The sequence below is a fragment of the Serinicoccus sediminis genome, assembly GCF_004153545.1.
Taxonomy (GTDB): domain Bacteria; phylum Actinomycetota; class Actinomycetes; order Actinomycetales; family Dermatophilaceae; genus Ornithinicoccus; species Ornithinicoccus sediminis_A.
The window spans coordinates 14530-36809 of the sequence record NZ_SDVA01000024.1; the positions used below are offsets into that span (position 1 = coordinate 14530).

Here is a 22280-nt window from a genome sequence, read left to right on the forward strand (position 1 = left end):
GGCGCACACCACAGACAACTCATGAGGAGACACCGCACACGTGGCTGTCAAGATTCGCCTGAAGCGCATGGGCAAGATCCGTGCACCGTTCTACCGCGTCGTCGTCATGGACTCCCGCGCCAAGCGCGACGGCCGGGCGATCGAGGAGATCGGCAAGTACCACCCCACCGAGGAGCCGTCGCTCATCGACATCGACTCCGAGCGTGCGCAGTACTGGCTCGGCGTCGGCGCGCAGCCGACCGAGCAGGTCGCCGCGCTGCTGAAGATCACCGGTGACTGGCAGCGGTTCAAGGGCGAGCCGGGTGCCGAGGGCACGCTGAGGGTCCGCGAGCCCAAGGCGGACAAGAAGGCGCTCTACGAGGCCGCCCTGGCCGCCTCCGACGGTGAGGACACCTCGGGCGCCACCACCCAGCGCCGCAAGAAGTCGACCAAGGCCGACACCGCCGCGCAGGACGCGACCGCCCCCGCGGCCGACACCGAGGGCTCGGCGGCGGCCGCCGGCACCAGCGACGAGCCGGCCGAGGGCGGCGCGCAGGCCGACGAGGCCTGAGCATGCTCGAGGAAGCGCTGGAGCACCTGGTCAAGGGCATCGTCGACCACGACGGCGACGTGGTCGTGCGCACCAAGAACGCACGGCACGGCGACATCCTCGAGGTCCGGGTGCACCCGGAGGACCTGGGTCGCGTCATCGGTCGCCGCGGGCGCACCGCGAGCGCCCTGCGCACCGTCGTCGGTGCCCTGGCCGGTGGCGAGAAGGTCCGCGTGGACATCGTCGACACCGACCGGGCCCGCTGAGCCCGACCCCCAGCACCACCTCGACCCGCCCGGACGCCGCAGCGCCCGGGCGGGTCGCTTCGTCCACCGGACCGGAGGAGACCATGAGCCAGACCTTCGTCGTCGCCCGCGTCGGCAAGCCGCACGGCCTCCGGGGCGAGGTGACCGTGCAGGTGCACACGGACGACCCTGCGGGTCGTCTCGTGCCCGGCACCAGCTTCGCCACCGACCCGCCCCAGCGCGGCCCCCTGACCCTCGTCTCGGTCCGGCAGCACCAGGGCACCTACCTGCTCGGTTTCGAGGGACACCCCGACCGCACGGCGGCTGAGGCGCTGCGCGGCACCCGGTTGCTGGTGGAGGACGAGGCGGAGGAGGACGACGACGAGGGGTGGCGCGAGGAGGACCTCCTCGGCTTCGCGGTCACCCTGACCGACGGGCGGCCCGTCGGCGAGGTCGCGGCGCTGCACGTGCGCCCGGTCCAGGACCTGCTCGAGGTGCGGACGACGTCCGGGACCCTCGTGCTCGTCCCCTTCGTCGAGGAGCTCGTGCCCCGGATCGATGAGGAGGAGCGGACCGTGGTCGTGGACCCGCCGCCGGGCCTGCTCGAGCTGGGGGAGTGAGGGGTATGCCGCTGCGCCTCGACGTCGTCACCATCTTCCCCGAGTACCTCGCCCCCCTGGAGCTGTCGCTCCTGGGCCGCGCCCGTCGCGAGGGCCTGCTGGAGGTGCACGTGCACGACCTGCGGGACTGGACCCACGACCGGCACCGCACCGTCGACGACACGCCGTACGGCGGCGGGGCGGGCATGGTCATGCGGCCCGAGCCGTGGGGGGAGGCGCTGGACGCCGTCTGCACCGCACTGCCGGGCCGCACGCCCCACCTCGTCGTGCCCGGCCCCGGCGGCGACGTCTTCACCCAGGACGTCGCGGCCCGGCTGGCGGCGCAGGAGGACTGGCTGGTCTTCGTCTGCGGGCGCTACGAGGGCATCGACGAGCGGGTCTACGACGAGTTCGCCGCGCGCTACCCGCTCAGCGTGCTCAGCCTCGGCGACTACGTGCTCAACGGCGGCGAGGTCGCCGTGCTCGCGATGACCGAGGCGGTGGCGCGGCTGCTGCCGGGCATGGTCGGCAACGAGGCCTCACTGCTCGAGGAGTCGCACACCGGGGGACTGCTGGAGTACCCCGTCTACACCAAGCCGGCCACCTGGCGGGGGCACGACGTGCCCGAGGTGCTCCTGTCCGGGCACCACGGCCACATCGCCGCGTGGCGCCACGAGCAGCGGCTGCGGCGCACCGCCGAGCGCCGCCCGGACCTCATGGCCCGCTACGAGGCCGACCGCTGAGCTTCTGGACATGCGTTTCTGGGGCCCGCCCCCCAGAGACGTATGTCCAGAACGCTCAGGGGCGGACGATCTCGTCGTCGGCGTACCCCTGGAGGAAGATCACCGCCGTCAGGTCGCCGTGGTTGACCCGGACCGGGGCCTGACGTGCCACGGCGGGCTTGGCGTGCAGCGCGACACCCAGCCCCGCCGCCCGCAGCATCGGCAGGTCGTTGGCGCCGTCGCCGACCGCGACGACGTCCTCCGCGCCGATCCCCAGGCGGGCGCTGATCTCGCGCAGCGCGTCCAGCTTGGCCTGCTGGCCGACGACCGGCGGCACGACGCGGCCGGTCAGCCGGCCGCCGTCGACCTCGAGGGTGTTGGCGCGGTGCTCGTCGAAACCGAGCCGCTGCGCCACGACCCGGGTGAACAGGGTGAAACCTCCGGACACGAGCGCGGCATACCCCCCGGCGGCGGCCATCGTCGCCAGCAGCTCCGGGCCGCCCGGCGTCAGCGTCACGCGCTCGGCGAGGACCGTGTCCACGACCTCGACGGGCAGGCCGGCGAGCAGCCCGACCCGCTCGTGGAGCGCCCCGGCGAAGTCGAGCTCGCCGTTCATGGCGCGCGCGGTGATGCCGGCGACCTGCTCGCCGACGCCGGCGTGGGCCGCCAGCTCGTCGATGCACTCCTGCTGGATCATCGTCGAGTCCATGTCCGCCAGCAGGACCCTGCGCCGTCGGGGTCCGTCGGGCTGTTGCACCACGTCGACCCCTCGCCCCTGCCAGGTCGCCCACAGGTCGTCGTCCACCCGCAGCCGCCCGTCGACGGGCACCTCGACGGCCGACCCCGGGCGCAGCCACCGGGGCTCGCCGCGGGCCGCCGTGCCCGCGACCTCCTCGACCACCGCGTCGGTGAGGTGTCGGGCGCTCGGGTCGCTCAGCAGCGTCAGGACGGGCACGGCCCCATGCTAGGCGGCGCGGAGCGCGGGCGAGCCGGCTCCTCCGGACACCCGGCCGCGACGCCACCGGGCGTCGGTGCCGACTTGGAGCGCGCGCACGCCCTCTGGCACACTGGATCCTTGCGTCCCGGCGTCCGCGCCGAGCAGCCCGTGCCCCTGCCACAGGGGGAGCGTGCGGGTGGTGCCGACCGGAGACCACACCACGACGACCGTGCCACGCCAGCCTGAGCGCCGGCGCGGGCCCGACACGCCGCGGGTGACCTGTGGCACCCACGAGCAGGAGAGCACCATGCACAAGCTTGCCGATCTCGACGCCGCGAGCCTTCGCAGCGACATCCCCGACTTCCGGGCGGGCGACACCGTCGACGTCCACGTGAAGGTCATCGAGGGCAACCGCTCCCGTGTCCAGGTCTTCAAGGGCGTCGTCATCCGCCGTCACGGTGGTGGCCTCGGCGAGACCTACACCGTCCGCAAGGTGTCCTTCGGCGTCGGCGTCGAGCGCACCTTCCCGCTGCACTCCCCGAACGTCGAGAAGATCGAGGTCGCGAGCCGCGGCGTCGTGCGCCGCGCCAAGCTCTACTACCTGCGCGACCTGCGCGGCAAGGCCGCCAAGATCCGCGAGCGCCGCGACAGCGTCCCGGCCGCGAAGGGCCGGTCGGGCGGCCAGGCCTGAGCACCACCCGCTGACGATCCCCCGCCCGGCCCCGGCCGGCGGGGGATCGTTCTGTTCTCAGCGACCAGGGTTAGGGTCGGGGCGGCCACATACTTCGGACGACAGGACGACGACCGGTGAGCGAACCCACCCGGGAGAGGGGCGGCTCCTCCGACGAGGGCACCCCGGAGCCGGACCCGCGGCCCTCCCGCACCGGCGGCCTCTGGGCGGCGGTCAAGGAGATCGTCACCATCGCCGCCACCGCCCTGGTCATCTCCTTCCTCATCAAGACCTTCGTCGCCCAGGCGTTCTGGATCCCGTCGGGCAGCATGGAGCAGACGCTGGTCTACGGCGACCGCGTCATGGTCAGCAAGGTCAAGGCCGGACCGCTGGCCGTCGACCGCGGTGACGTGGTCGTCTTCGAGGACCCGGGCGGCTGGCTGCCGCCGGCGCAGCGGGTGGACCGGGGACCGGTGGTCAACGGCGCGCTGCGCACGCTGGAGTTCGTCGGGGTCGCCCCGTCCTCCCAGGGCAACCACCTCATCAAGCGGGTCATCGGGCTGCCCGGTGACACGGTCGAGTGCTGCGACGACCAGGGACGGCTCCTCGTCAACGGCGAGCCCCTGGACGAGGACTACGTCTACCCCGGCGACGAGCCCAGCACCACGGACTTCTCGGTGACGGTGCCGGAGGACCACATCTGGCTCATGGGCGACCACCGGTCGAACTCGCGCGACTCACGCGCCAACGACGACGGGACCGGTCAGGAGGGGGCGGTGCCGCTGGACGCCGTCGTCGGGCAGGCCGTGGTCCTGCTCTACCCGTTCGACCACTTCGACTGGTTCACCGTCCCGGACACCTTCGCCGACGTCCCGGACGCGCCGTGAGCACCGCGACCTCCCGTCGCCCCGCGCAGCGACCCAGCCTGCGGGTGGAGCGCACCCTGCAGCGTGAGGGGTATGCCGTGCTCGTGGGCATGGACGAGGTCGGCAGGGGTGCCCTGGCGGGTCCGGTGAGCGTGGGGGTCGTGGCGGTCGACGCCTCCTGCCGGACCGCGCCCCAGGGGGTCAAGGACTCCAAGCTGCTCACCGCGGCCGCCCGTGAGCGGCTGGTGCCGCGCATCCGCCGCTGGGCGGTGGCCCACGCGGTGGGGCACGCCTGGCCGCAGGAGATCGACGACCTCGGCATCATGGCCGCGCTGCGCCTGGCGGGGGAGCGGGCGCTGGCCGGGCTCGGCACCACCCGGCCGGACCTGGTGCTGCTCGACGGCAACCACGACTGGCTGACCGACCCGGCACGGACGGGCCTGCTCGGTCTCCTCGAGGGCCCTCCCGGTCCCCCGGTGCGCACCATGGTCAAGGCCGACCTGCGCTGCTCCTCCGTCGCGGCGGCGTCGGTCCTGGCCAAGGTGGAGCGGGACGGGCTCATGGTGCAGGCGGCGACCGAGGCACGGCACGCCCCGTACCTGTGGGACCAGAACAAGGGCTACGCCGCCCCCGAGCACCAGGACGCCCTGCGCCGGCTGGGGCCCAGCGAGTGGCACCGGCGCAGCTGGAACATCGCCGCGGCGGCGACCGTCGTCGCGGGCGAGGAAGGAGTGACACCATGAGCGCGGAGGACCTGGAGAAGTACGAGACCGACGCCGAGCTGGCGCTCTACCGCGAGTACCGCGACGTCGTCGGGCTGTTCACCCACGTGGTGGAGACCGAGCGCCGGTTCTACCTCGCCAACGAGGTCGACGTGCAGGTCCGGACGGGGGACGGCGAGACCTGGTTCGAGGTCACCCTCACCGACGCCTGGGTGTGGGACGTCTACCGGCCGGCCCGCTTCGTGAAGAAGGCACGGGTCATCACCTTCAAGGACGTCAACGTCGAGGAGCTCGCCAAGTCCGACCTCGACGTCAAGGGCCTCACCGACGGTCGCTGACCCACCCGTCCACACCCTCCGACCGGTCGCCCGGTCGTCCACAGCCGGCCGCCTGCGCCTTGCGGCGGTCCGGCACCCGGCGTTGGCTGGGGGTGGCCGCCGACGACGGTGGTCGGTGAGGAGGGGGAGATGGACGACGGGGGTATGCCGTGGGCTACGGCTCGGGCGGTGGGTGACCGGGGGGAGGACCTCGTGTGCACCTACCTCGAGGGGCTCGGCTGGGCGGTGCTGGACCGCAACTGGCGCTGCCCGGACGGGGAGCTGGACGTCGTGGCGCGGGATGGTGAGCAGCTGGTCTTCTGCGAGGTGAAGACGCGTCGCTCGACCCGCTTCGGCGAGCCGGTGGAGGCGGTGGGCCGGGACAAGGCGCACCGTCTGCGGCGGCTCGCCTGGGCCTGGCTGGAGGCTCACGGGCAGCGGGGCGCGGCCTTCCGGATCGACGTCGTGGGCCTGCTGAGCCCGCCGGACGGTCCGCCCCGGCTCACCCACCTGCAGGCGGTCGCCTGATGGCGCTCGCGCGGACCCACGCGGTGACGCTGAGCGGGGTCGACGGACGGCTGGTGACCGTGGAGGCGCAGGGCGCCGACGGGCTGCCAGCCACGGTGATGACGGGGCTCGCGGACAGCGCCTGCAAGCAGGCACCGGACCGGGTGCGCCCGGCCCTGCGCAACTGCGGCATGCCCGTCCCGCCCCGTCGGTGGACCATCAACCTCTCGCCGGCGGGCGTGCCCAAGGCCGGCAGCGGTCTGGACCTGGCCATCGCGGTGGCGATGATGGCCGCCGAGGGGCACGTGACGCCCGCCGCGGTCCGCGGGGTCGCGCACGTCGGTGAGGTGGGGCTGGCCGGTGACGTCCGCCCGGTGCCGGGCGTGCTGCCGATGACCCTCGCGGCGGCGTCCGCCGGCGTCGACGAGGTGCTGGTGGCCGCCGACGCGGCGCGGGAGGCCGCGCTCGTCGCCGGGGTGCGGGTGCACCCGGTGCGCTCGCTCGTCGACGTCCGTGCCTTCTACCTCGCCCGGGCCCAGGGCGAGGAGCTGCACCTCGACCTGCCGCCGACCGCACCGGCGCCCCCCGACCCGGCCCCGGACCTCGGCGACGTCGTCGGGCAGGCGGTGGCCCGGCAGGCCCTGGAGATCGCCGCCGCCGGCGGTCACCACCTGCTCCTCGTGGGTCCGCCGGGTGCCGGCAAGACCATGCTCGCCGAGAGGCTGCCCGGCATCCTGCCCGAGCTGGACGCCGACGACGCGCTCGCGGTGACCGGCATCCACTCCGTCCTGGGTGTCCTGCCCTCCGGGGACCGGCTCGTGACCCGCCCGCCCTTCGTGGCTCCCCACCACACGGCGTCCACGGCCGCGGTGATCGGTGGCGGGTCCCGCCTCATCCATCCCGGTGCCGTCTCGCGGGCCCACCGGGGGGTGCTGTTCCTGGACGAGGCCCCGGAGTTCCGGCGGGACGTCCTGGACGGGCTGCGGCAACCGCTGGAGTCGGGGGAGGTGCTCATCGCCCGGGCCGACCGCCACGTCCGGCTCCCTGCCCGTTTCCAGCTCGTCCTCGCGGCCAACCCGTGCCCGTGCGGGGGTGCGGGAAGCCGCTGCGTGTGCCCCCCGTTCCGGAGGACGGGCTACCTCGGGCGGCTCTCCGGGCCGTTGCTGGACCGGGTCGACCTCAAGCTCACCGTCAGCGCGGTCACTCGCGGCGACCTGGCCCTGCCCCCGGGCGAGCCCTCGGCGGTCGTCGCCGGGCGGGTGCTGCAGGCGCGGGAGCGCCAGCGGGAGCGGTGGAGGTCCGCGCCCTGGACGCTGAACAGCGAGGTGCCGGGTGCCGTGCTGCGCGAGCAGCCGTGGCGCCTCGGCCCCGCCGAACGCCGACCGCTGGAGCGGGCCATGGACAGGGGAAGCCTGACGCTGCGCGGGCTGGACCGCGCGCTGCGGGTCGCCTGGACCCTCGCCGACCTGCGCGGCGCGTCGCGTCCCGACCTCGACGACGTGACCCTGGCGCTGGACCTGCGGACCCCGAGCGGGGTGAAGGTGGCATGAGGCACGAGGAACGTCGCGCCCGCGTCCTGCTGTCCCGGCTGGCCGAGCCCTACGACGAGCGGGTGCAGCAGGTGGTGGCCGAGCACGGGGTCGAGGCGGTGGTGGGGTACGCCCTGCGTGACGGCCGGGCCCCCGGCGGGGTGGACCTCGCGCGGCTCGCCACACGGGTCGAGCGGGCGCGCTCGGTCGACGACGAGCGCATCGCGGGCCGTCTGGGCGCCCGCATCCTCGTCCCGGGCGACCCGGAGTGGCCCGACGACCTGGACCAGCTCGAGCACCCGCCCTGGTGCCTGTGGGTGGCCGGCCCCGGGGACCTCGCCGCCCTGGCCGAGCGCAGCGTGGCCGTCGTCGGGGCGCGCGCCAGCACGGCCTACGGCGACCACGTCACCGCCGGTCTCTGCGTCGACCTGGTCGCCCGGGGGTTCACCGTCGTGTCGGGAGCCGCCTTCGGCATCGACGCGACCGCCCACCGTGCGACCCTGTCGGCCGACGGGTCGACGGTGGCGGTGCTGGCCGGCGGGGTGGACGTGCCCTACCCCCGGGCCAACACCGAGCTCATCGACCGCATCCGCCGGACCGGTGCGCTGGTCAGCGAGACGCCCCCCGGTGGTGCGCCGGCCCGCATGCGGTTCCTCGCCCGCAACCGCATCATCGCCGGCGTGGCCCGCGGCACGGTGGTCGTGGAGGCCGGCCTGCGCTCGGGGGCGCGCTCGACGATGAAGTACGCGCGCGACCTGGGGCGGCCGGTCATGGCGGTCCCCGGGTCGGTCGAGAGCCTCCTGTCGCAGGGGTCGCACGCGGAGATCCGGATGGGCGCGGAGCTGATCACGGACGGTGCCGAGGTGGCCGAGCTGGTGGGCCGTATCGGGGACGACCTCGCCCCGCCCAAGCACGGCCCGGTGCAGGTCGCCGACGGACTGCCCGAGGACCTGCGACGGGTGTGGCAGTGGCTGCGGCCGCGCTCCTCCAGCGTCGTGGACGAGGTCATGGCGCGGTCGGGCCTCAGCCTGCGCGAGACCCTCGGCGCCTTGCGCCAGCTGGAGCACCAGGGCCTGGCGGAGGAGCTGCTCGACGGGTGGCAGCGTCGCCCGACGGGGGCGCGATGAGACGCGGGGGCGGCCCGTCGGGCCCGGCGTCGCGGCGGGGACCGCGGGCGGGGCACCCGCCCGGTGGGCCGGTGGTGAGACCGGGGGAGCGTGCCCGGCTTGTGGCGACGGCGTGCGTCCTGCTGGTGGTCCTGATGCTCGGTGGCACGGGGACACCGGTGGCCGTGGCAGACCCGCGCGGACCGGTGCCGGACGGCTCGGGCGCCTGGGTGTCCGCGTGGCTGGGGGTGCGCGAGCGCCCGCCGGCCACCACGCAGGACCGTCGCCGCACCGCCCTGTGGGGGTGGCCCCTGGCGGGCACCCCGCGGATCGTGCAGGGCTTCGACCCACCCCAGGAGAGGTGGGGCCGGGGCCACCGGGGCCTCGACCTCGCCGGCGTGGCCGGGGAACGGGTCCTGGCCGTGGACGACGGTGTCGTGACCTTCAGCGGGGAGGTCGCCGGCGTGGGCGTCGTCAGCATCACCCATGTCAGCGGTCTGCGCAGCACCTACCAGCCGGTCGAGGACCGGGTGCCCCGTGGGTCGCGGGTGGCCCGGGAGCAGCCGCTCGGGCGACTGGCGGCCGGTGGGCACTGCCCGGTCCACGACTGCCTCCACCTGGGCGCGGTGCGCGGCCGGGACGGCTACGTCGACCCGACCCCCCTGCTCCTGGGGGTGGAGCTGTCCCTCCTGCCGGTCCGGTGACGACGCCCGTGCTGCTCGCCCGACCGCCGCACCACGTCCGCGGCCTCACGCCCGCGGGTGAGCCTGCTGGTAGGCGGAGCGCAGCCGCTCCAGCGAGACGTGGGTGTAGATCTGGGTCGTCGCCAGGCTCGCGTGCCCCAGCAGCTCCTGCACGGTGCGCAGGTCTGCACCACCCTCCAGCAGATGGGTGGCGGCGCTGTGCCGCAGCCCGTGCGGGCCCAGGGGCGGCGTGTCGGGCAGGTGGGTCAGCAGGTCCTGCAGGGTGGAGCGGACCTGCCGCTGGTCCACCCGCCGTCCGCGCCGTCCCAGGAAGAGCGCGGGACCCGACTCGGCCGTCACGAGGCACGGTCGACCACCGTCCAGCCAGGCGGCGGTGGCCACGGTCGCGGGGTCACCGAAGGGCACGATGCGCTCCTTGTCGCCCTTGCCGAGCACCCGGGCGGTGCCCTCCCGGAGGTCGACGTCGTCCACGTCCAGCCCGGTCAGCTCGCCGACCCGCATCCCGGAGGCGTAGAGCAGCTCCAGCATGGCCCGGTTGCGCAGGTGGACCGGGTCCTCGTCGTCGGCAGCGACGGCCGCCAGCTCCATGAGGGCACCGGCCTGGGGGGCGCGCAGCACCCCGGGCAGGTGGGCGTCCTTGCCCGGGGCGAGCAGGCGCAGCGAGGGGTCGGTCGCCAGACGACCGGTGCGCTGGGCCCACCGGAAGAAGGTCTTGGCACTCGCCGCGCGGCGGGACACGCTGGAGCGTGCGGCCCCGCTGCCGCCCAGACCGGCCAGCCACGCCCGCAGGTCGGCCAGCCGCACCGCGGCGGCCTCCGGCACCCCACGCCCGGACAGGAAGGCGTCCAGAGCCCTCAGGTCGGCGAGGTAGGCACGCACGGTGTGGGGCGAGCGGCCCTTCTCGACCCTCAGGTGCTGCGCGAAGTCCACCAGCAGCTGGTCGTCGAGGACGTCAGGGCCGTCCGCCTCACCGGGCCGGTCGTGGTCCGGGGGCGCGCTGGGCGAGGCGTCGGGCGGCATACCACCGAGCCTGTCAGGCGCTGCCGAGGCGCTGCAGGCGGCGCGCCGCCTCCCGCAGCACGTCGTCCTGCTTGCAGAAGGCGAAGCGCACCAGGCTGCGCACCGGCTCGGGGTCCTCGCAGAAGACGGAGACCGGCACGCCGACCAGGCCCAGCTCCTCGGGCATGCGCCGGCAGAAGTCCACCGCGTCCTCCACCCCGTGCCCGGCCAGGTCGGCGATGACGAAGTAGCTGCCCTGGCACGGGCTGACCGGTACACCGACCTCGTCGAGCGCCTCGACCAGCAGGTCCCGCTTGTCCTGCAGCTGCCGGGCGAAGCCGTGGAAGAACGCGTCCGGCATCCCGAGCCCGTGGGCGACCGCCGGCTGCACGTGCGTCACCCCGACGAAGGTGAGGAACTGCTTGACCGCCGCGACCGCGTCCACCAGCTCGGCCGGGCCGCTGACCCAGCCGGTCTTCCACCCGGTGAGCGAGAAGGTCTTGCCCACGGAGGAGATGGTCAGCGTGCGCTCGGCCATCCCGGGGAGGGTCGCGATCGGGGTGTGCCGGTGGCCGTCGAAGACGAGGTGCTCGTAGACCTCGTCGGACACGACGACCAGGTCGTGCTCCCGGGCGACCGCGGCGACCCCCTGGAGCTCGGTGGTGGTGAAGACCTTCCCGGTCGGGTTGTGGGGGGTGTTGAGCACGAGGACGCGCGTCCGGTCGGTGACGGCGGCGCGCAGCGCGTCGAGGTCGAGCCGCAGGTCGGGGAAGCTCAGCTGCACGCTGCGCCGCACCCCGCCGGCCATCGCGACCGCGGCGCCGTAGGAGTCGTACGACGGCTCGATGACCAGCACCTCTTCGCCAGGTTCGACGAGCGCGATGAGGGAGGCCGCGATCGCCTCGGTCGCGCCGACCGTGACGAGCACCTGCGTCTGCGGGTCCAGGGGTATGCCGTACCACCGCTCCTGGTGCTCGGCCACCGCCTCGCGCAGCACGGGGAGGCCACGGGCCGGGGCGTACTGGTTGAGCCCGTCCTGCAGGCCGCGCGCCGCCAGGTCCCGCATCTCCTGCGGCCCGTCGGTGTCCGGGAAGCCCTGCCCCAGGTTGACCGCGTCGAACTGCAGGGCGCGCTGGGTCATCTCCGCGAAGACGCTGGTGCCGAAGGGCTGGAGTCGCTGCACGAGGGGATCGCTCATCGGGCCACGGTAGCGATTCGTCCGCGGGCCGCCTGCTGCCGTATCCTCGGACCCACGTGCGTCTCGTCCTGCCCTCGGGCCGGTGCGACGCGCGAATTCGCGCCCGGGCGCGACCGGAGCACACCGCATACCTCGTCGGTAGGCGGCTCGTCACCGGTGGCGCACCCCGCGGTCCCGCGTCCGTGCCATCACGGTCGTGGGTGGGGAGCGTCCCCGGGCCAGGACACAACTGCCATCGAGAAGAAAGCGAGACCACGGCATGGCCGTCGTCACCATGCGCCAGCTCCTGGAGAGCGGCGTCCACTTCGGGCACCAGACCCGTCGCTGGAACCCCAAGATGAAGCGCTTCATCATGACCGAGCGCAACGGCATCTACATCATCGACCTGCAGCAGTCGCTGACGTACCTCAACGAGGCCTACGACTTCGTCAAGCAGACCGTCGCGCACGGCGGGTCGATCATGTTCGTCGGCACCAAGAAGCAGGCTCAGGAGTCCATCGCCGAGCAGGCCACGCGGGTCGGGATGCCCTACGTCAACCACCGCTGGCTGGGCGGGATGCTCACCAACTTCCAGACCGTCTCCAAGCGCCTCACGCGCATGAAGGAGCTCGAGGAGATCGACTTCGACGACGTGGCCGGCAGCGGCCGCACGAAGAAGGAGCTCCTCATGATGCGCCGCGAGTACGAGAAGCTCGCCAAGACGCTGGGCGGCATCCGGGACATGCAGAAGGTCCCCTCGGCCGTCTGGGTCGTCGACACCAAGAAGGAGCACCTGGCCGTCACCGAGGCCCGCAAGCTCGGTCTGCCGGTCATCGCGATCCTCGACACCAACTGCGACCCGGACGAGGTCGACTACAAGATCCCGGGCAACGACGACGCGATCCGCTCCGTCACCCTGCTGACCCGCGTGGTCGCGGACGCCGTCGCCGACGGTCTCATCTCGCGCTCCGGTGGCAGCAGCGCCACCTCGGGCGAGGAGGCGGCCGCCAACGAGCCGATGGCCGAGTGGGAGCGCGAGCTGCTCGCCGGCGCGGAGGAGTCCGAGCCCACCGTCGGTGCCGAGCAGGCCACGTCGGAGGACAAGGTCACCGCCGAGGCCCAGGCCCAGGCCGAGGAGACGCAGGCCGCCGACACCGCGGCCGAGACCGCCGAGGCGACCGAGGCCGCGACGGAGACCGCCGAGGCCGGCGACACCGCCGAGGCGACCGCCGAGACCACCCAGTCCTGACCCGCACCCTTCACGAAGGAGCAACCAAGCACTCATGGCGAACTACACCGCCGCTGACATCAAGGCGCTGCGCGAGTCCACCGGCGCCGGCATGATGGACGTCAAGAAGGCGCTCGACGAGGCCGACGGCGACACCGCCAAGGCCACGGACATCCTGCGCGTCAAGGGGCTCAAGGGCGTGACCAAGCGCGAGGGCCGCTCGGCGACCAACGGGCTCGTCCGGGCCCAGGTCGACGGTGGCGTCGGCACCCTCGTCGAGGTCAACTGCGAGACCGACTTCGTGGCCAAGGGCCCGGTCTTCGGCGAGCTCGCCGACCGGGTCCTCGCCCAGGCCGTGGCCGTGGAGGCCGCCGACGTGGACGCGCTGCTGGCCTCGGAGATGGACGGCAAGACCGTCAAGGAGGTCCTCGACGACGCCAACGCCACCATCGGCGAGAAGATCGAGGTCCGTCGGGTCGCCCGCGTCGCGGGTGACCAGGTCGTGTCCTACCTGCACAAGACGATGCCCGACCTGCCCCCGCAGATCGGCGTCCTCGTCGCCACCTCCGGTGGCGACGAGCAGGTGGCGCGGGACATCGCGATGCACGTCGCGGCGTTCTCGCCCTCGGTCCTGACCCGCGACGAGATCGACGCGGACACCGTCGCCAACGAGCGTCGCATCGCCGAGGAGACCGCCCGCGAGGAGGGCAAGCCGGAGCAGGCGCTGCCCAAGATCATCGAGGGTCGGGTCAACGGCTTCTTCAAGGAGAACGTCCTCCTCGACCAGCCGTTCGCGAAGGACACCAAGAAGACCATCGCCAAGGTCGCCGAGGAGGCCGGCGCCGAGGTGACCGGCTTCGCCCGGTTCAAGGTCGGCGTCTGACGCCAGCCCGAGCTCGGCTCGCCACCGACCGGAAGGCCGGGTCCCGCACCGCGGGACCCGGCCTTCCGGCGTCTCACGGGGCCGAGGTGGTCGGCCGGAGCCGGGGGAGGCAGGATGAGGCGGTGCCTGCCGATCTGAGTGCCGAGCTGGTCGCGGTGGTGACCGCCGTCCACGGCGACCGCCCGCTGGTGCTGATGTCGGGCGAGCGCCTGCGGCTGCCGGCAGGGCCGCTGCAGTCGGAGCACCGGTCGATGCAGGCCGGCCTCAGCGCCTGGGTGGAGCAGCAGACCGGGCACCGGCTCGGCTACGTCGAGCAGCTCTACACCTTCGCCGACGGCGACCGCGGGGCGCGCAGGGCCATCTCGGTCTCCTACCTCGGCCTGACCCGTACCGAGGGCGGGCCGCTGTGGCACGACTGGTACGCCGTGTTCCCCTGGGAGGACCACCGACCCGCCCGGACCGGACGCACCTCCGGGGCAGGGCTGGTGGAGCAGACCCTCGCACCCCTCCTGGCGACGTGGGTGGACGACGCCCCCACCGGCGAGCGGGCGTCCCGCCGGCGGCGCGTCGACATCTGCCTCGGCCTGGGCGGCCGGTCGTGGGCCCCCGAGCTGGCCCTGCAACGCTACGAGCTGCTCTACGAGGCCGGCCTCATCCCCGAGGCGGGCGCCGCCCGGGTGCCGGGGGACGCCATGGAGTCCGACCACCGCCGCATCCTCGCCACGGCGCTGTCCCGGCTGCGGGCCAAGATCCAGTACCGCCCCGTCGTCTTCGAGCTCATGCCGCAGACCTTCACCCTCGGCCGGCTGCAGCGCACCGTCGAGGCCCTGGCGGGGCAGCGGCTGCACAAGCAGAACTTCCGTCGCCTGGTCACCGGGCAGGAGCTGGTCGAGGAGACGGGTGAGGTCTCGTCGGACACGGGTGGGCGACCTGCCCGGCTCTACCGCTTCCGGCACGCCGTCATGGACGAGCGGCACGTCGCGGGGACCAAGCTGCCGGTGCTGCGCTGAGCGGCGACCCGGGCGGCCCGCGCGATCGCCGCACCCGGGCGCGTGTGGCAGGATCGAGCGACCGCCCAGCCTCGATCCCAGGAGGACACCCATGACCACGACGGCGCCCGCGCAGCAGACCCGGACGAGCCAGGATCTGCCCTCCGCGCACCCGGGACGGGCCCGCCGCGTCCTGCTCAAGCTGTCCGGGGAGGCCTTCGGCGGAGGCCACGTCGGCGTCGACCCGGACGTCGTCAAGGGCATCGCGCACCAGATCGCCGACGCCCACCGCGCCGGGGTCCAGATCGCCGTGGTCATCGGTGGGGGCAACTTCTTCCGTGGCGCCGAGCTGCAGCAGCGCGGCATGGAGCGGGCCCGCGCGGACTACATGGGCATGCTGGGGACGGTGATGAACTGCCTGGCGCTGCAGGACTTCCTCGAGAAGGAGGGGGTGGACACGCGGGTCCAGACCGCGATCACCATGGGGCAGGTCGCCGAGCCCTACATCCCCCGCCGCGCCATGCGGCACCTGGAGAAGGGCCGCGTGGTCATCTTCGGCGCGGGCGCCGGGATGCCGTACTTCTCCACCGACACCGTCTCGGCGCAGCGGGCGCTGGAGATCAAGTGCGACCAGGTGCTCATGAGCAAGCACGGGGTGGACGGCGTCTACACCGCCGACCCGCGTACCGACGACCAGGCCCGCAAGCTGGACGAGCTGACCTTCTCCGACGCTCTCGTGGGCAACCTGCGCGTCGTCGACGCCGCCGCTTTCAGCCTGTGCATGGACAATGACCTGCCGATGCTGGTCTTCGGCATGGACGGCGAGGACTCCATCACCCGCGCGATCAAGGGTGAGAGGATCGGGACACTCGTGACGGCGGACTGACCGCCGCACCGCTACGGACCTGCCGCACCACGACATACCAGCAAGGAGCACCCACGATGTCCGAGGTCGTCGAGATGGCCCTCATGGAGGCCGAGGAGAAGATGGACAAGGCGCTGGAGGTGGCGCGCGAGGACATGGCGTCCATCCGCACCGGCCGTGCCCACCCCGGCATGTTCAGCAAGCTCCAGGTCGACTACTACGGGGCGCCGACCCCGCTGCAGCAGCTCGCCAGCTTCAGCATCCAGGACGCCCGCACCGTCCTCATCACGCCCTACGACAAGTCGGCGATGAAGGACATCGAGAAGGCCCTGCGGGAGGCCGACCTGGGCGCCAACCCCAGCAACGACGGCAACGCCATCCGCATCGTCATGCCGCAGCTGACCGAGGAGCGCCGGCGCGAGTACATCAAGCTGGCCCACACCAAGGGCGAGGACGCCAAGGTCTCCGTGCGCCACGTGCGCCGCCACGCCAAGGACGTCATCGACAAGGCCGTCAAGGACGGTGACATCGGGGAGGACGACGGCACCCGCGGGGAGAAGGAGCTCGAGGCGCTCACCCGTCGGCACGTCGAGGTCGTCGACGACATCCTCAAGCACAAGGAGGCCGAGCTGCTCGAGGTGTGAGCAGCTCCGCCCCGCAGGAACGATCTCGATGACCGAGCCGACCACGCGGCGCGCGGCGCGGGCCGCCGGGCGTCCGGCGGCCGGGCGGACCCCCCGTGCGGGCCGGGATCTCCCGGCGGCCATCGGGGTCGGCGTCGGGCTCGTCCTCGTCATCCTCGCGAGCCTGGTGTTCTGGAAGCCCGCGTTCGTCTACCTCGTGAGCGCCGCGGTGCTGGTGGGCGTCTGGGAGCTGGACCAGGCGCTGCGCAGCGGACGGGTGGACCCGCCCCGCGTGCCGGTCTTCGCCTCCGTCGGCCTCGTCCCGCTCGCCTACTACGGTGGCGCCGACGCCCTGGCGGTCGGTTTCGCCGCCGCGACGGCTCTGGTGCTGCTGTGGCGCAGCGTCGGCGCGCCCCGGGACGCCGCGCGGGACGTCGCCGCCGGTGTCTACGTCGTCGCCTACGTCCCGCTGCTGGCCGCCATCACCTCGCTCATGCTGGCGCAGCCGGACGGCGTCGGGCGGATCATCACCTTCATCCTGGTCACCGTGGCCTCGGACACCGGGGGGTATGCCGTCGGCGTGCTCCGTGGGCGCACCCCCATGTCGCCCTCGCTGTCGCCGAAGAAGTCCTGGGAGGGCTTCGCCGGGTCGGTCGGCACCAGCGCGGTGGTCGGCGCCGCGTGCGTGGTGCTGCTGCTGGACGGGGCGTGGTGGGCGGGCCTGGTCGTCGGTGCCTTCGCCGCGGCCTTCGCCACCGTGGGCGACCTGGCCGAGTCGGCGATCAAGCGCGACCTCGGCATCAAGGACATGGGCAGCATCCTGCCCGGGCACGGCGGGGTGATGGACCGGCTGGACTCGCTCGTGGTGACCGCACCCGTCTGCTGGGCGCTGCTGCACGTGCTGGTCTGAAAACCCTGCGACACTGGGAGGGCCATGACGACGCAGCTCCCCACCCCGACCGCAGACCGCCCCGCCCCCGGCCAGCTCACCTTCCGGGCCCCGCGCCGGGGCAAGGCCCCCACCCATCTCGCCGACCACGACCTGGCCGGGCGCAAGGAGTGGGCCACCGAGCTCGGCATACCGGGCTTCCGCGCCGACCAGGTGAGCCGGCACTACTTCGAGCGGCTGGTGACCGACCCCGACCAGATGACCGACCTGCCCAAGGCCGGCCGGCAGGAGCTCGTCGGGGGCCTGCTGCCCACCCTGCTCACCCCGGTCCGGACGCTGTCGGCTGACGACGGCGCCACGCTCAAGCAGGTGCACCGGCTGCACGACGGGGCCATGGTCGAGTCGGTCCTCATGCGCTACCCGGGGCGGGTGACGATGTGCATCTCCAGCCAGGCGGGGTGCGGCATGAACTGCCCGTTCTGCGCCACGGGCCAGGCCGGGCTCACCCGCAACCTGTCGACGGCGGAGATCGTCGAGCAGGTCGTCGCCGCCGCGCGGGCGCTGCGGCACGGTGAGCTGGCCGGGGGAGAGGACGAGGGCGGCGCCGCCGAGCAGGTGCGGGTCAGCAATGTGGTCTTCATGGGCATGGGCGAGGCGCTGGCCAACTACAAGGCGTCGCTCGCGGCGATCCACCGGCTCATCGACCCGTCCCCGCACGGCCTCGGCATGTCCGCGCGGGGTGTGACGATGTCCACGGTCGGCCTCGCGCCGGCCATCGACAAGCTGGCGGGGGAGGGCCTGCCGGTCACCCTGGCCCTGTCGCTGCACGCGCCGGACGACGAGCTGCGGGACGAGCTGGTGCCGATCAACACCCGCTGGAAGGTCGACGAGGCCCTGGACGCGGCGCGCCGCTACTTCGAGGCCACCGGCCGCCGGGTGTCCATCGAGTACGCCCTCATCCGGGACATCAACGACCAGGCCTGGCGGGCCGACCTGCTCGGCGAGAAGCTCAACGCCCGCGGTCGTGGCTGGGTGCACGTCAACCCCATCCCGCTCAACCCCACGCCGGGGAGCAAGTGGACCGCCTCCCGCCGCGGGGTCGAGCAGCAGTTCGTCGAGCGGCTGCTGGCGCACGGCATCCCCACGACGGTGCGCGACACCCGCGGCTCCGACATCGACGGCGCCTGCGGGCAGCTCGCCGCGACCGCCGACCCCTCCTGACGGTCCGGGCGACCTCGCCGGGGTGCCCGTGAGCGCCGCGGCGAGGGGCTCGGGTCAGGCGAGGAGGTCGGCCGCCTCCTGCACGGTGTCGACCAGGTGCAGGGCGCTGACCATGGGCCGTCCCTCGGCGAGCGCCTGCAGCAGGGGCCACACCGGTAGGTGCGTCGTCCAGTGCTCCCGGCCCACCAGGACCAGGGGCGCCGGTCCGGCCTCGGCGTCCACGCCGTAGTAGAGCCGGGTCGCCATCTGGAAGACCTCCTGCACGGTGCCGGCCGCCCCGGGCAGGACGACCAGGCCGTGCCGGGACTGGGCCAGCAGCAGGTCCTCGCGCAGCGCGTTGGAGAAGAGCTTGGCGACCAGCTGGCCGAAGGCGTTCGGCGGCTCGTGACCGTAGTACCAGGTCGGGATGCCGACGCTGCGCAGCCGGCGTGGCGCGCCGCCGGCGCCGGAACCGTCGCGCAGACTCAGCGCGGGTCGCACCCAGGCCGCGATGTCGGGCGCGAAGTCCGGCACCCGCGCCAGGGTGTCCAGGGCGTGCGCCAGGAGCTCCTCGTCGGCGGCCCAGGCGCCCAGGTTGGCCGCCTCCATCGCCCCCGGGCCCCCGCCGGTCAGCACCACGCCGCCCGCCTCGGCCAGCCGGTGCCCCAGCAGGGCGGCCGCCGCGAAGTCGGGGGTGCCCCGCCGCAGGGCGTGGCCGCCCATGACGCCGACCACCCTGCGCCCGTCCAGGGCCGCGACCAGGGCGTCCGTCATGGCGTCGTCGTGGATGGCGCGCAGCGCGGTGACGTAGGCGTCGTGGCGGACGGTGGCGTCCTCGAACCAGCGGTAGGCCCGGGCGTCCGGCGTCCCGTCGTAGCCACGCTCCTCGAGCCCGGCGTAGAGCTCCCGGGGGGTGTAGAGGTGGGCCCGGTAGGGGTCGATGGGGGCGTGCGGCGCCGCCGGGAAGACGAGGGCCCCGGCCCGGCGCAGGTGCGCCTCGACCTCGGCGTCGAGGCGGCCGCCCAGGACGACGAGGTCGGCCAGGTCGTCACGGGCCAGCAGCAGATCCCGGTCCGTGGTGAGGTCCAGGCCCTGGACGCGCAGCGGGGGGAGCGGGCCCTCGGCCGCCAGCCAGCGACGCCAGGTCGCGGCGTCCTCCACCTCCCGGTCGTCCGCGCAGGGTCGCGGCTCGACCCGGCGGTAGCGCACCTCCGCCGACCCACCGGCACCGACCGGCCGGTCGCCGACCTCCTCGCTCACCGGGTGCTCGCGCTGCTGCATACCCAGCGACCCTAGCCCGCGCCCCCGGGCGGCCCCCGACCGCCGCCCGTCGCGCGCGGGCGACCGCCCGGCGACCAGCCCTGGCGCGGCGCCCCCGCGGGGTGTGTGATGGCGTCATGAGCGACGACGCCACGACGCAGCAGGCCTACCGCGAGCAGGTCGCCTCGAGCCTCTCCGACCCTGCGGCCTTCTGGGGGCAGGCGGCAGGGGCCATCGACTGGATCCGACGGCCCCGGGAGGTGCTGGACGCCTCGGGCGCCCCGTTCTACCGCTGGTTCCCGGACGGGACCCTCAACGTCTGCTACAACGCCCTGGACCGGCACGTGGTGCACGGCCGGGCCGACCAGACAGCGCTCGTGCACGACAGCCCGGTCACCGGCACGCTGCGCCGCTACACCTACGCCGAGCTGCTCGACCTGGTGGCGCGGTTCGCCGGCGTGCTGCGTGACCTCGGCGTGGGCAAGGGCGACCGGGTCGTCGTCTACCTCCCCATGGTGCCCGAGGCGGTCATCACCATGCTGGCCTGCGCGCGCATCGGGGCGGTGCACTCGGTCGTCTTCGGCGGATTCGCGCCCGCCGAGCTGGCCGCCCGCATCGAGGACGCCCGGCCCACGGTCGTCGTCTCCGCCAGCTGCGGCATCGAGCCGAACCGCGTGGTGCCCTACAAGCCGATGCTCGACGAGGCCATCGCGCGCTCGGCGCACCAGCCCGACCACTGCGTCATCCTGCAGCGCGAGCAGCTGACCTGCGAGATGGGGGAGCGGGACCTCGACTGGGCCCGGCTGATGCATCCGGACGCGGTGGCCCCGGCCGCCTGCGTGCCCGTGGAGGCCACGCACCCGCTCTACGTCCTCTACACCTCCGGCACGACCGGGCGCCCCAAGGGCATCGTCCGGGACAGCGGCGGGTATGCCGTCGCCCTGCGCTGGTCGATGACCCACCTCTACGGGGTGCAGCCGGGGGAGACGTGGCTGTGCGGCTCCGACGTCGGCTGGGTGGTCGGACACTCCTACATCGTCTACGCGCCGCTGCTCACCGGGGCCACGACGATCCTCTTCGAGGGCAAGCCAGTCGGCACGCCGGACGCCGGGGCCTACTGGCGGATGATCGCCGAGCACCGGGCGGTCGCCGCCTTCACCGCCCCGACGGCGATCCGGGCGATCAAGAAGCAGGACCCGGAGGCGAGCCTCGTCGGTGACCACGACCTGTCCTCGCTGCGCGCGCTCTTCCTCGCCGGCGAGCGCCTGGACCCGGACACCTGGCGGTGGGCCTCCGAGCACCTCGGGGTGCCTGTGATCGACAACTGGTGGCAGACCGAGACCGGGTGGCCCATCGCCATCAACCCGGTCGGACCGGACGGTGCCCTCCTCGACATCCGCCCCGGCAGCCCCGGGCTGCCGACTGCGGGCTACGACGTGCGGGTGCTGGACGAGCGCGGGCAGGAGGTGCCCGCGGGGACCGAGGGGGCGATCTGCCTGCGGCTGCCGCTGCCGCCGGGCACGCTGCCGACGCTCTGGCAGGACGACGAGCGCTACGTCTCCTCCTACCTGTCCGCCTACGACGGCTACTACCTCTCGGGGGACGGGGGCTACCTCGACGAGGACGGCTACGTCTTCGTCATGGGCCGCACCGACGACGTCCTCAACGTGGCCGGCCACCGGCTCTCGACCGGTGCGCTGGAGGAGGCCCTGGCGGGGCACCCCGCGGTCGCCGAGTGCGCCGTCATCGGTGTGGCCGACGACCTCAAGGGGCAGGTGCCACGCGCTCTGGTCGTGCTCAAGTCGGGCGCGGACCCGGACGCGGCCGGCGAGCGGCAGCTGCAGGAGGAGCTGGTCGCGCGGGTGCGGGCCGAGGTCGGCCCGGTGGCCTCGCTGCGCCGGGTGGACGTCGTCGACGCGCTGCCCAAGACCCGCTCGGGCAAGATCCTGCGTCGGACGATGCGGCAGATCGCCGACGGCGACACCCCCATGGTGCCCTCGACGATCGAGGACGTCGGCGTCCTCGACGAGCTGCGGCCCGTGCTGCGGGGATAGCCCGCGCCGTCGCCTGTGGACAACCCGGGCCGGCTGTCGGCCGCGGGGCCTAGCCTCGGGGGTAGTCGGGTGACCGTGCCCGGCGGGACACCGAGGGGGTGCACGCATGGGGTATGCCGTGCGCGTGGACGGCGACCACCTGGACGTCGCGGCCGGGGAGCTGACGGGTGCCGCCGAGGCGCTGGAGGGCGCCGCCGAGGGGGTCGCCCGGGCGCTGGGCGCGGTCGCCGCCGGCGGCGGGGGCGGTCTGCTGGCCGGAGCGGCGCAGGACGCCGCCTGGCGGTGGCGCAGGGGCCTGCGCCAGGTCGCCGCTCACGGGAGGACGCTCTCCGTCGCGCTGTCGGAGGCCCGCTCCGACTACGTCGAGGTGGAGCGGCTGCTCACCGGTGGGTGGGCGAGGGGCCCCCGGACGGGGCTGGTGCCGTGAGCGGCACCGTCCTGGCGACCCTGCCCGAGGAGATGGAGCAGGCCGCCCGTCTGCTGCGCGAGGCGGGCGTGCAGATCGAGGCAGCCGCGGACCGGGTGCTGCGCAGCGCCCCCGACCCCTCGGGGTGGTCCGGGCTGGCCGCGCTGCAGGCCACCGCGCGGGTGGTGGCCGTGCAGCGGCTCGCCCGCGCCGCGGCGGCCCCGCCCCGGGAGGCGGCCGCGGCCGTGCAGGAG

Annotated in this window: 26 protein-coding genes; 22 read left to right on the top strand and 4 right to left on the bottom strand. The window is 74.0% G+C overall.

Translation table 11 applies throughout. The features are described 5' to 3' along the window. The first annotated feature begins 40 nt into the window (after positions 1–40). The 4 genes from rpsP to trmD all read left to right on the top strand — a co-directional run bounded on the left by rpsP (position 41) and on the right by trmD (position 2116). Complete coding sequence (rpsP, locus tag EUS26_RS15615; protein ID WP_130014758.1) at positions 41–550, top strand: 30S ribosomal protein S16; 510 nt, start codon at positions 41–43, stop codon at positions 548–550. Between the two features lie 2 nt (positions 551–552). Then, positions 553–795, top strand: coding sequence for an RNA-binding protein (locus tag EUS26_RS15620; RefSeq protein WP_130014759.1), 243 nt, complete (start codon positions 553–555; stop codon positions 793–795). A gap of 83 nt (positions 796–878) precedes the next feature. Further along, positions 879–1394, top strand: a complete 516-nt coding sequence (gene rimM, locus EUS26_RS15625) for a ribosome maturation factor RimM (RefSeq protein WP_130014760.1) — start codon at positions 879–881, stop codon at positions 1392–1394. Between the two features lie 5 nt (positions 1395–1399). After that, entirely contained in the window at positions 1400–2116 is a 717-nt protein-coding gene (trmD, locus tag EUS26_RS15630) for a tRNA (guanosine(37)-N1)-methyltransferase TrmD (RefSeq protein ID WP_130014761.1), read from the top strand. A gap of 55 nt (positions 2117–2171) precedes the next feature. On the opposite strand, the gene serB is transcribed toward trmD, so the two are convergent. Beyond that, entirely contained in the window at positions 2172–3050 is an 879-nt protein-coding gene (gene serB, locus EUS26_RS15635; protein WP_130014762.1) for a phosphoserine phosphatase SerB, read from the bottom strand. A 289-nt stretch (positions 3051–3339) separates the two neighbouring features. On the opposite strand from serB, the gene rplS reads away from it, so the two are divergent. The 8 genes from rplS to EUS26_RS15675 all read left to right on the top strand — a co-directional run bounded on the left by rplS (position 3340) and on the right by EUS26_RS15675 (position 9453). Further along, positions 3340–3723: a 50S ribosomal protein L19 gene (gene rplS, locus EUS26_RS15640; RefSeq protein ID WP_130014763.1), complete on the top strand. Its 384-nt coding sequence runs from the start codon at positions 3340–3342 to the stop codon at positions 3721–3723. A gap of 116 nt (positions 3724–3839) precedes the next feature. Beyond that, on the top strand, positions 3840–4589 hold the full coding sequence (lepB, locus tag EUS26_RS15645; protein WP_130014764.1) for a signal peptidase I: 750 nt from the start codon (positions 3840–3842) through the stop codon (positions 4587–4589). Positions 4590–4633: 44 nt separating this feature from the next. Beyond that, positions 4634–5311 carry a ribonuclease HII gene (locus EUS26_RS15650; RefSeq protein ID WP_130014781.1) on the top strand — a complete coding sequence of 226 codons (678 nt, stop codon included), beginning with the start codon at positions 4634–4636 and terminating at the stop codon, positions 5309–5311. After that, positions 5308–5628 (top strand): DUF2469 domain-containing protein, encoded by a 321-nt coding sequence (locus EUS26_RS15655; RefSeq protein ID WP_130014765.1) that lies wholly within the window; start codon positions 5308–5310, stop codon positions 5626–5628. Before EUS26_RS15650 ends, EUS26_RS15655 begins: the two co-directional genes overlap by 4 nt. Positions 5629–5757: 129 nt before the next feature. Further along, complete coding sequence (locus tag EUS26_RS15660; protein ID WP_238149029.1) at positions 5758–6135, top strand: YraN family protein; 378 nt, start codon at positions 5758–5760, stop codon at positions 6133–6135. After that, complete coding sequence (locus EUS26_RS15665; RefSeq protein ID WP_130014766.1) at positions 6135–7664, top strand: YifB family Mg chelatase-like AAA ATPase; 1530 nt, start codon at positions 6135–6137, stop codon at positions 7662–7664. The genes EUS26_RS15660 and EUS26_RS15665 overlap by 1 nt, the downstream gene beginning before the upstream one ends. After that, entirely contained in the window at positions 7661–8770 is a 1110-nt protein-coding gene (gene dprA / locus EUS26_RS15670) for a DNA-processing protein DprA (protein WP_130014767.1), read from the top strand. The genes EUS26_RS15665 and dprA overlap by 4 nt, the downstream gene beginning before the upstream one ends. A 101-nt stretch (positions 8771–8871) precedes the next feature. Then, positions 8872–9453 (top strand): M23 family metallopeptidase, encoded by a 582-nt coding sequence (locus EUS26_RS15675; RefSeq protein WP_238149030.1) that lies wholly within the window; start codon positions 8872–8874, stop codon positions 9451–9453. Between the two features lie 45 nt (positions 9454–9498). On the opposite strand, the gene EUS26_RS15680 is transcribed toward EUS26_RS15675, so the two are convergent. Both EUS26_RS15680 and EUS26_RS15685 read right to left on the bottom strand, forming a co-directional pair. After that, a complete protein-coding gene (locus EUS26_RS15680) occupies positions 9499–10473 on the bottom strand; it encodes a tyrosine recombinase XerC (RefSeq protein WP_130014768.1) in 975 nt (324 codons plus the stop codon). 13 nt (positions 10474–10486) lie between these two features. Next, positions 10487–11650 (bottom strand): pyridoxal phosphate-dependent aminotransferase, encoded by a 1164-nt coding sequence (locus EUS26_RS15685; RefSeq protein ID WP_130014769.1) that lies wholly within the window; start codon positions 11648–11650, stop codon positions 10487–10489. Between the two features lie 259 nt (positions 11651–11909). Here EUS26_RS15685 and rpsB point away from each other — a divergent pair, with 259 nt between their 5' ends. From rpsB to rlmN, 7 genes are all read left to right on the top strand, one after another. Then, positions 11910–12878 carry a 30S ribosomal protein S2 gene (rpsB, locus tag EUS26_RS15690; RefSeq protein ID WP_130014770.1) on the top strand — a complete coding sequence of 323 codons (969 nt, stop codon included), beginning with the start codon at positions 11910–11912 and terminating at the stop codon, positions 12876–12878. A gap of 34 nt (positions 12879–12912) precedes the next feature. Continuing rightward, positions 12913–13740, top strand: coding sequence for a translation elongation factor Ts (gene tsf, locus EUS26_RS15695; RefSeq protein ID WP_130014771.1), 828 nt, complete (start codon positions 12913–12915; stop codon positions 13738–13740). 122 nt (positions 13741–13862) lie between these two features. Beyond that, positions 13863–14750: an NUDIX hydrolase gene (locus EUS26_RS15700; RefSeq protein WP_130014772.1), complete on the top strand. Its 888-nt coding sequence runs from the start codon at positions 13863–13865 to the stop codon at positions 14748–14750. A 91-nt stretch (positions 14751–14841) separates the two neighbouring features. After that, positions 14842–15615, top strand: a complete 774-nt coding sequence (pyrH, locus tag EUS26_RS15705) for a UMP kinase (protein WP_130014773.1) — start codon at positions 14842–14844, stop codon at positions 15613–15615. A 56-nt stretch (positions 15616–15671) separates the two neighbouring features. Next, positions 15672–16238 (top strand): ribosome recycling factor, encoded by a 567-nt coding sequence (gene frr / locus EUS26_RS15710; protein WP_130014774.1) that lies wholly within the window; start codon positions 15672–15674, stop codon positions 16236–16238. 28 nt (positions 16239–16266) lie between these two features. Further along, the gene (locus tag EUS26_RS15715) at positions 16267–17127 is read left to right on the top strand and encodes a phosphatidate cytidylyltransferase (protein WP_130014775.1); all 861 of its coding nucleotides are present in this window, start codon (positions 16267–16269) and stop codon (positions 17125–17127) included. A gap of 24 nt (positions 17128–17151) precedes the next feature. After that, entirely contained in the window at positions 17152–18327 is a 1176-nt protein-coding gene (gene rlmN, locus EUS26_RS15720; protein WP_130014776.1) for a dual-specificity RNA methyltransferase RlmN, read from the top strand. Positions 18328–18381: 54 nt separating this feature from the next. On the opposite strand, the gene EUS26_RS15725 is transcribed toward rlmN, so the two are convergent. Then, positions 18382–19587 (bottom strand): SLOG cluster 4 domain-containing protein, encoded by a 1206-nt coding sequence (locus EUS26_RS15725; protein WP_130014777.1) that lies wholly within the window; start codon positions 19585–19587, stop codon positions 18382–18384. A 116-nt stretch (positions 19588–19703) separates the two neighbouring features. Between EUS26_RS15725 and EUS26_RS15730 the strand changes: the two genes are divergently transcribed. The 3 genes from EUS26_RS15730 to EUS26_RS15740 form a co-directional block, all read left to right on the top strand. Continuing rightward, complete coding sequence (locus tag EUS26_RS15730) at positions 19704–21620, top strand: propionyl-CoA synthetase (protein ID WP_130014778.1); 1917 nt, start codon at positions 19704–19706, stop codon at positions 21618–21620. Positions 21621–21726: 106 nt separating this feature from the next. After that, the gene (locus EUS26_RS15735; RefSeq protein WP_130014779.1) at positions 21727–22047 is read left to right on the top strand and encodes a hypothetical protein; all 321 of its coding nucleotides are present in this window, start codon (positions 21727–21729) and stop codon (positions 22045–22047) included. Further along, a partial coding sequence (locus EUS26_RS15740) for a hypothetical protein (protein ID WP_130014780.1) occupies positions 22044–22280 on the top strand: 237 nt, incomplete at its 3' end. The genes EUS26_RS15735 and EUS26_RS15740, both read left to right, overlap by 4 nt.

Bases quoted from the DNA above. Each gene is read 5' to 3' on its own strand.
- EUS26_RS15620 (WP_130014759.1), top strand. From the start codon at position 553: ATGCTCGAGGAAGCGCTGGAGCACCTGGTCAAGGGCATCGTCGACCAC.
- rimM (WP_130014760.1), top strand. From the start codon at position 879: ATGAGCCAGACCTTCGTCGTCGCCCGCGTCGGCAAGCCGCACGGCCTC.
- trmD (WP_130014761.1), top strand. From the start codon at position 1,400: ATGCCGCTGCGCCTCGACGTCGTCACCATCTTCCCCGAGTACCTCGCC.
- rplS (WP_130014763.1), top strand. From the start codon at position 3,340: ATGCACAAGCTTGCCGATCTCGACGCCGCGAGCCTTCGCAGCGACATC.
- EUS26_RS15655 (WP_130014765.1), top strand. From the start codon at position 5,308: ATGAGCGCGGAGGACCTGGAGAAGTACGAGACCGACGCCGAGCTGGCG.
- EUS26_RS15660 (WP_238149029.1), top strand. From the start codon at position 5,758: ATGGACGACGGGGGTATGCCGTGGGCTACGGCTCGGGCGGTGGGTGAC.
- EUS26_RS15665 (WP_130014766.1), top strand. From the start codon at position 6,135: ATGGCGCTCGCGCGGACCCACGCGGTGACGCTGAGCGGGGTCGACGGA.
- dprA (WP_130014767.1), top strand. From the start codon at position 7,661: ATGAGGCACGAGGAACGTCGCGCCCGCGTCCTGCTGTCCCGGCTGGCC.
- EUS26_RS15680 (WP_130014768.1), bottom strand. From the start codon at position 10,473: ATGCCGCCCGACGCCTCGCCCAGCGCGCCCCCGGACCACGACCGGCCC.
- EUS26_RS15685 (WP_130014769.1), bottom strand. From the start codon at position 11,650: ATGAGCGATCCCCTCGTGCAGCGACTCCAGCCCTTCGGCACCAGCGTC.
- rpsB (WP_130014770.1), top strand. From the start codon at position 11,910: ATGGCCGTCGTCACCATGCGCCAGCTCCTGGAGAGCGGCGTCCACTTC.
- tsf (WP_130014771.1), top strand. From the start codon at position 12,913: ATGGCGAACTACACCGCCGCTGACATCAAGGCGCTGCGCGAGTCCACC.
- pyrH (WP_130014773.1), top strand. From the start codon at position 14,842: ATGACCACGACGGCGCCCGCGCAGCAGACCCGGACGAGCCAGGATCTG.
- frr (WP_130014774.1), top strand. From the start codon at position 15,672: ATGTCCGAGGTCGTCGAGATGGCCCTCATGGAGGCCGAGGAGAAGATG.
- EUS26_RS15715 (WP_130014775.1), top strand. From the start codon at position 16,267: ATGACCGAGCCGACCACGCGGCGCGCGGCGCGGGCCGCCGGGCGTCCG.
- rlmN (WP_130014776.1), top strand. From the start codon at position 17,152: ATGACGACGCAGCTCCCCACCCCGACCGCAGACCGCCCCGCCCCCGGC.
- EUS26_RS15725 (WP_130014777.1), bottom strand. From the start codon at position 19,587: ATGCAGCAGCGCGAGCACCCGGTGAGCGAGGAGGTCGGCGACCGGCCG.
- EUS26_RS15730 (WP_130014778.1), top strand. From the start codon at position 19,704: ATGAGCGACGACGCCACGACGCAGCAGGCCTACCGCGAGCAGGTCGCC.
- EUS26_RS15735 (WP_130014779.1), top strand. From the start codon at position 21,727: ATGGGGTATGCCGTGCGCGTGGACGGCGACCACCTGGACGTCGCGGCC.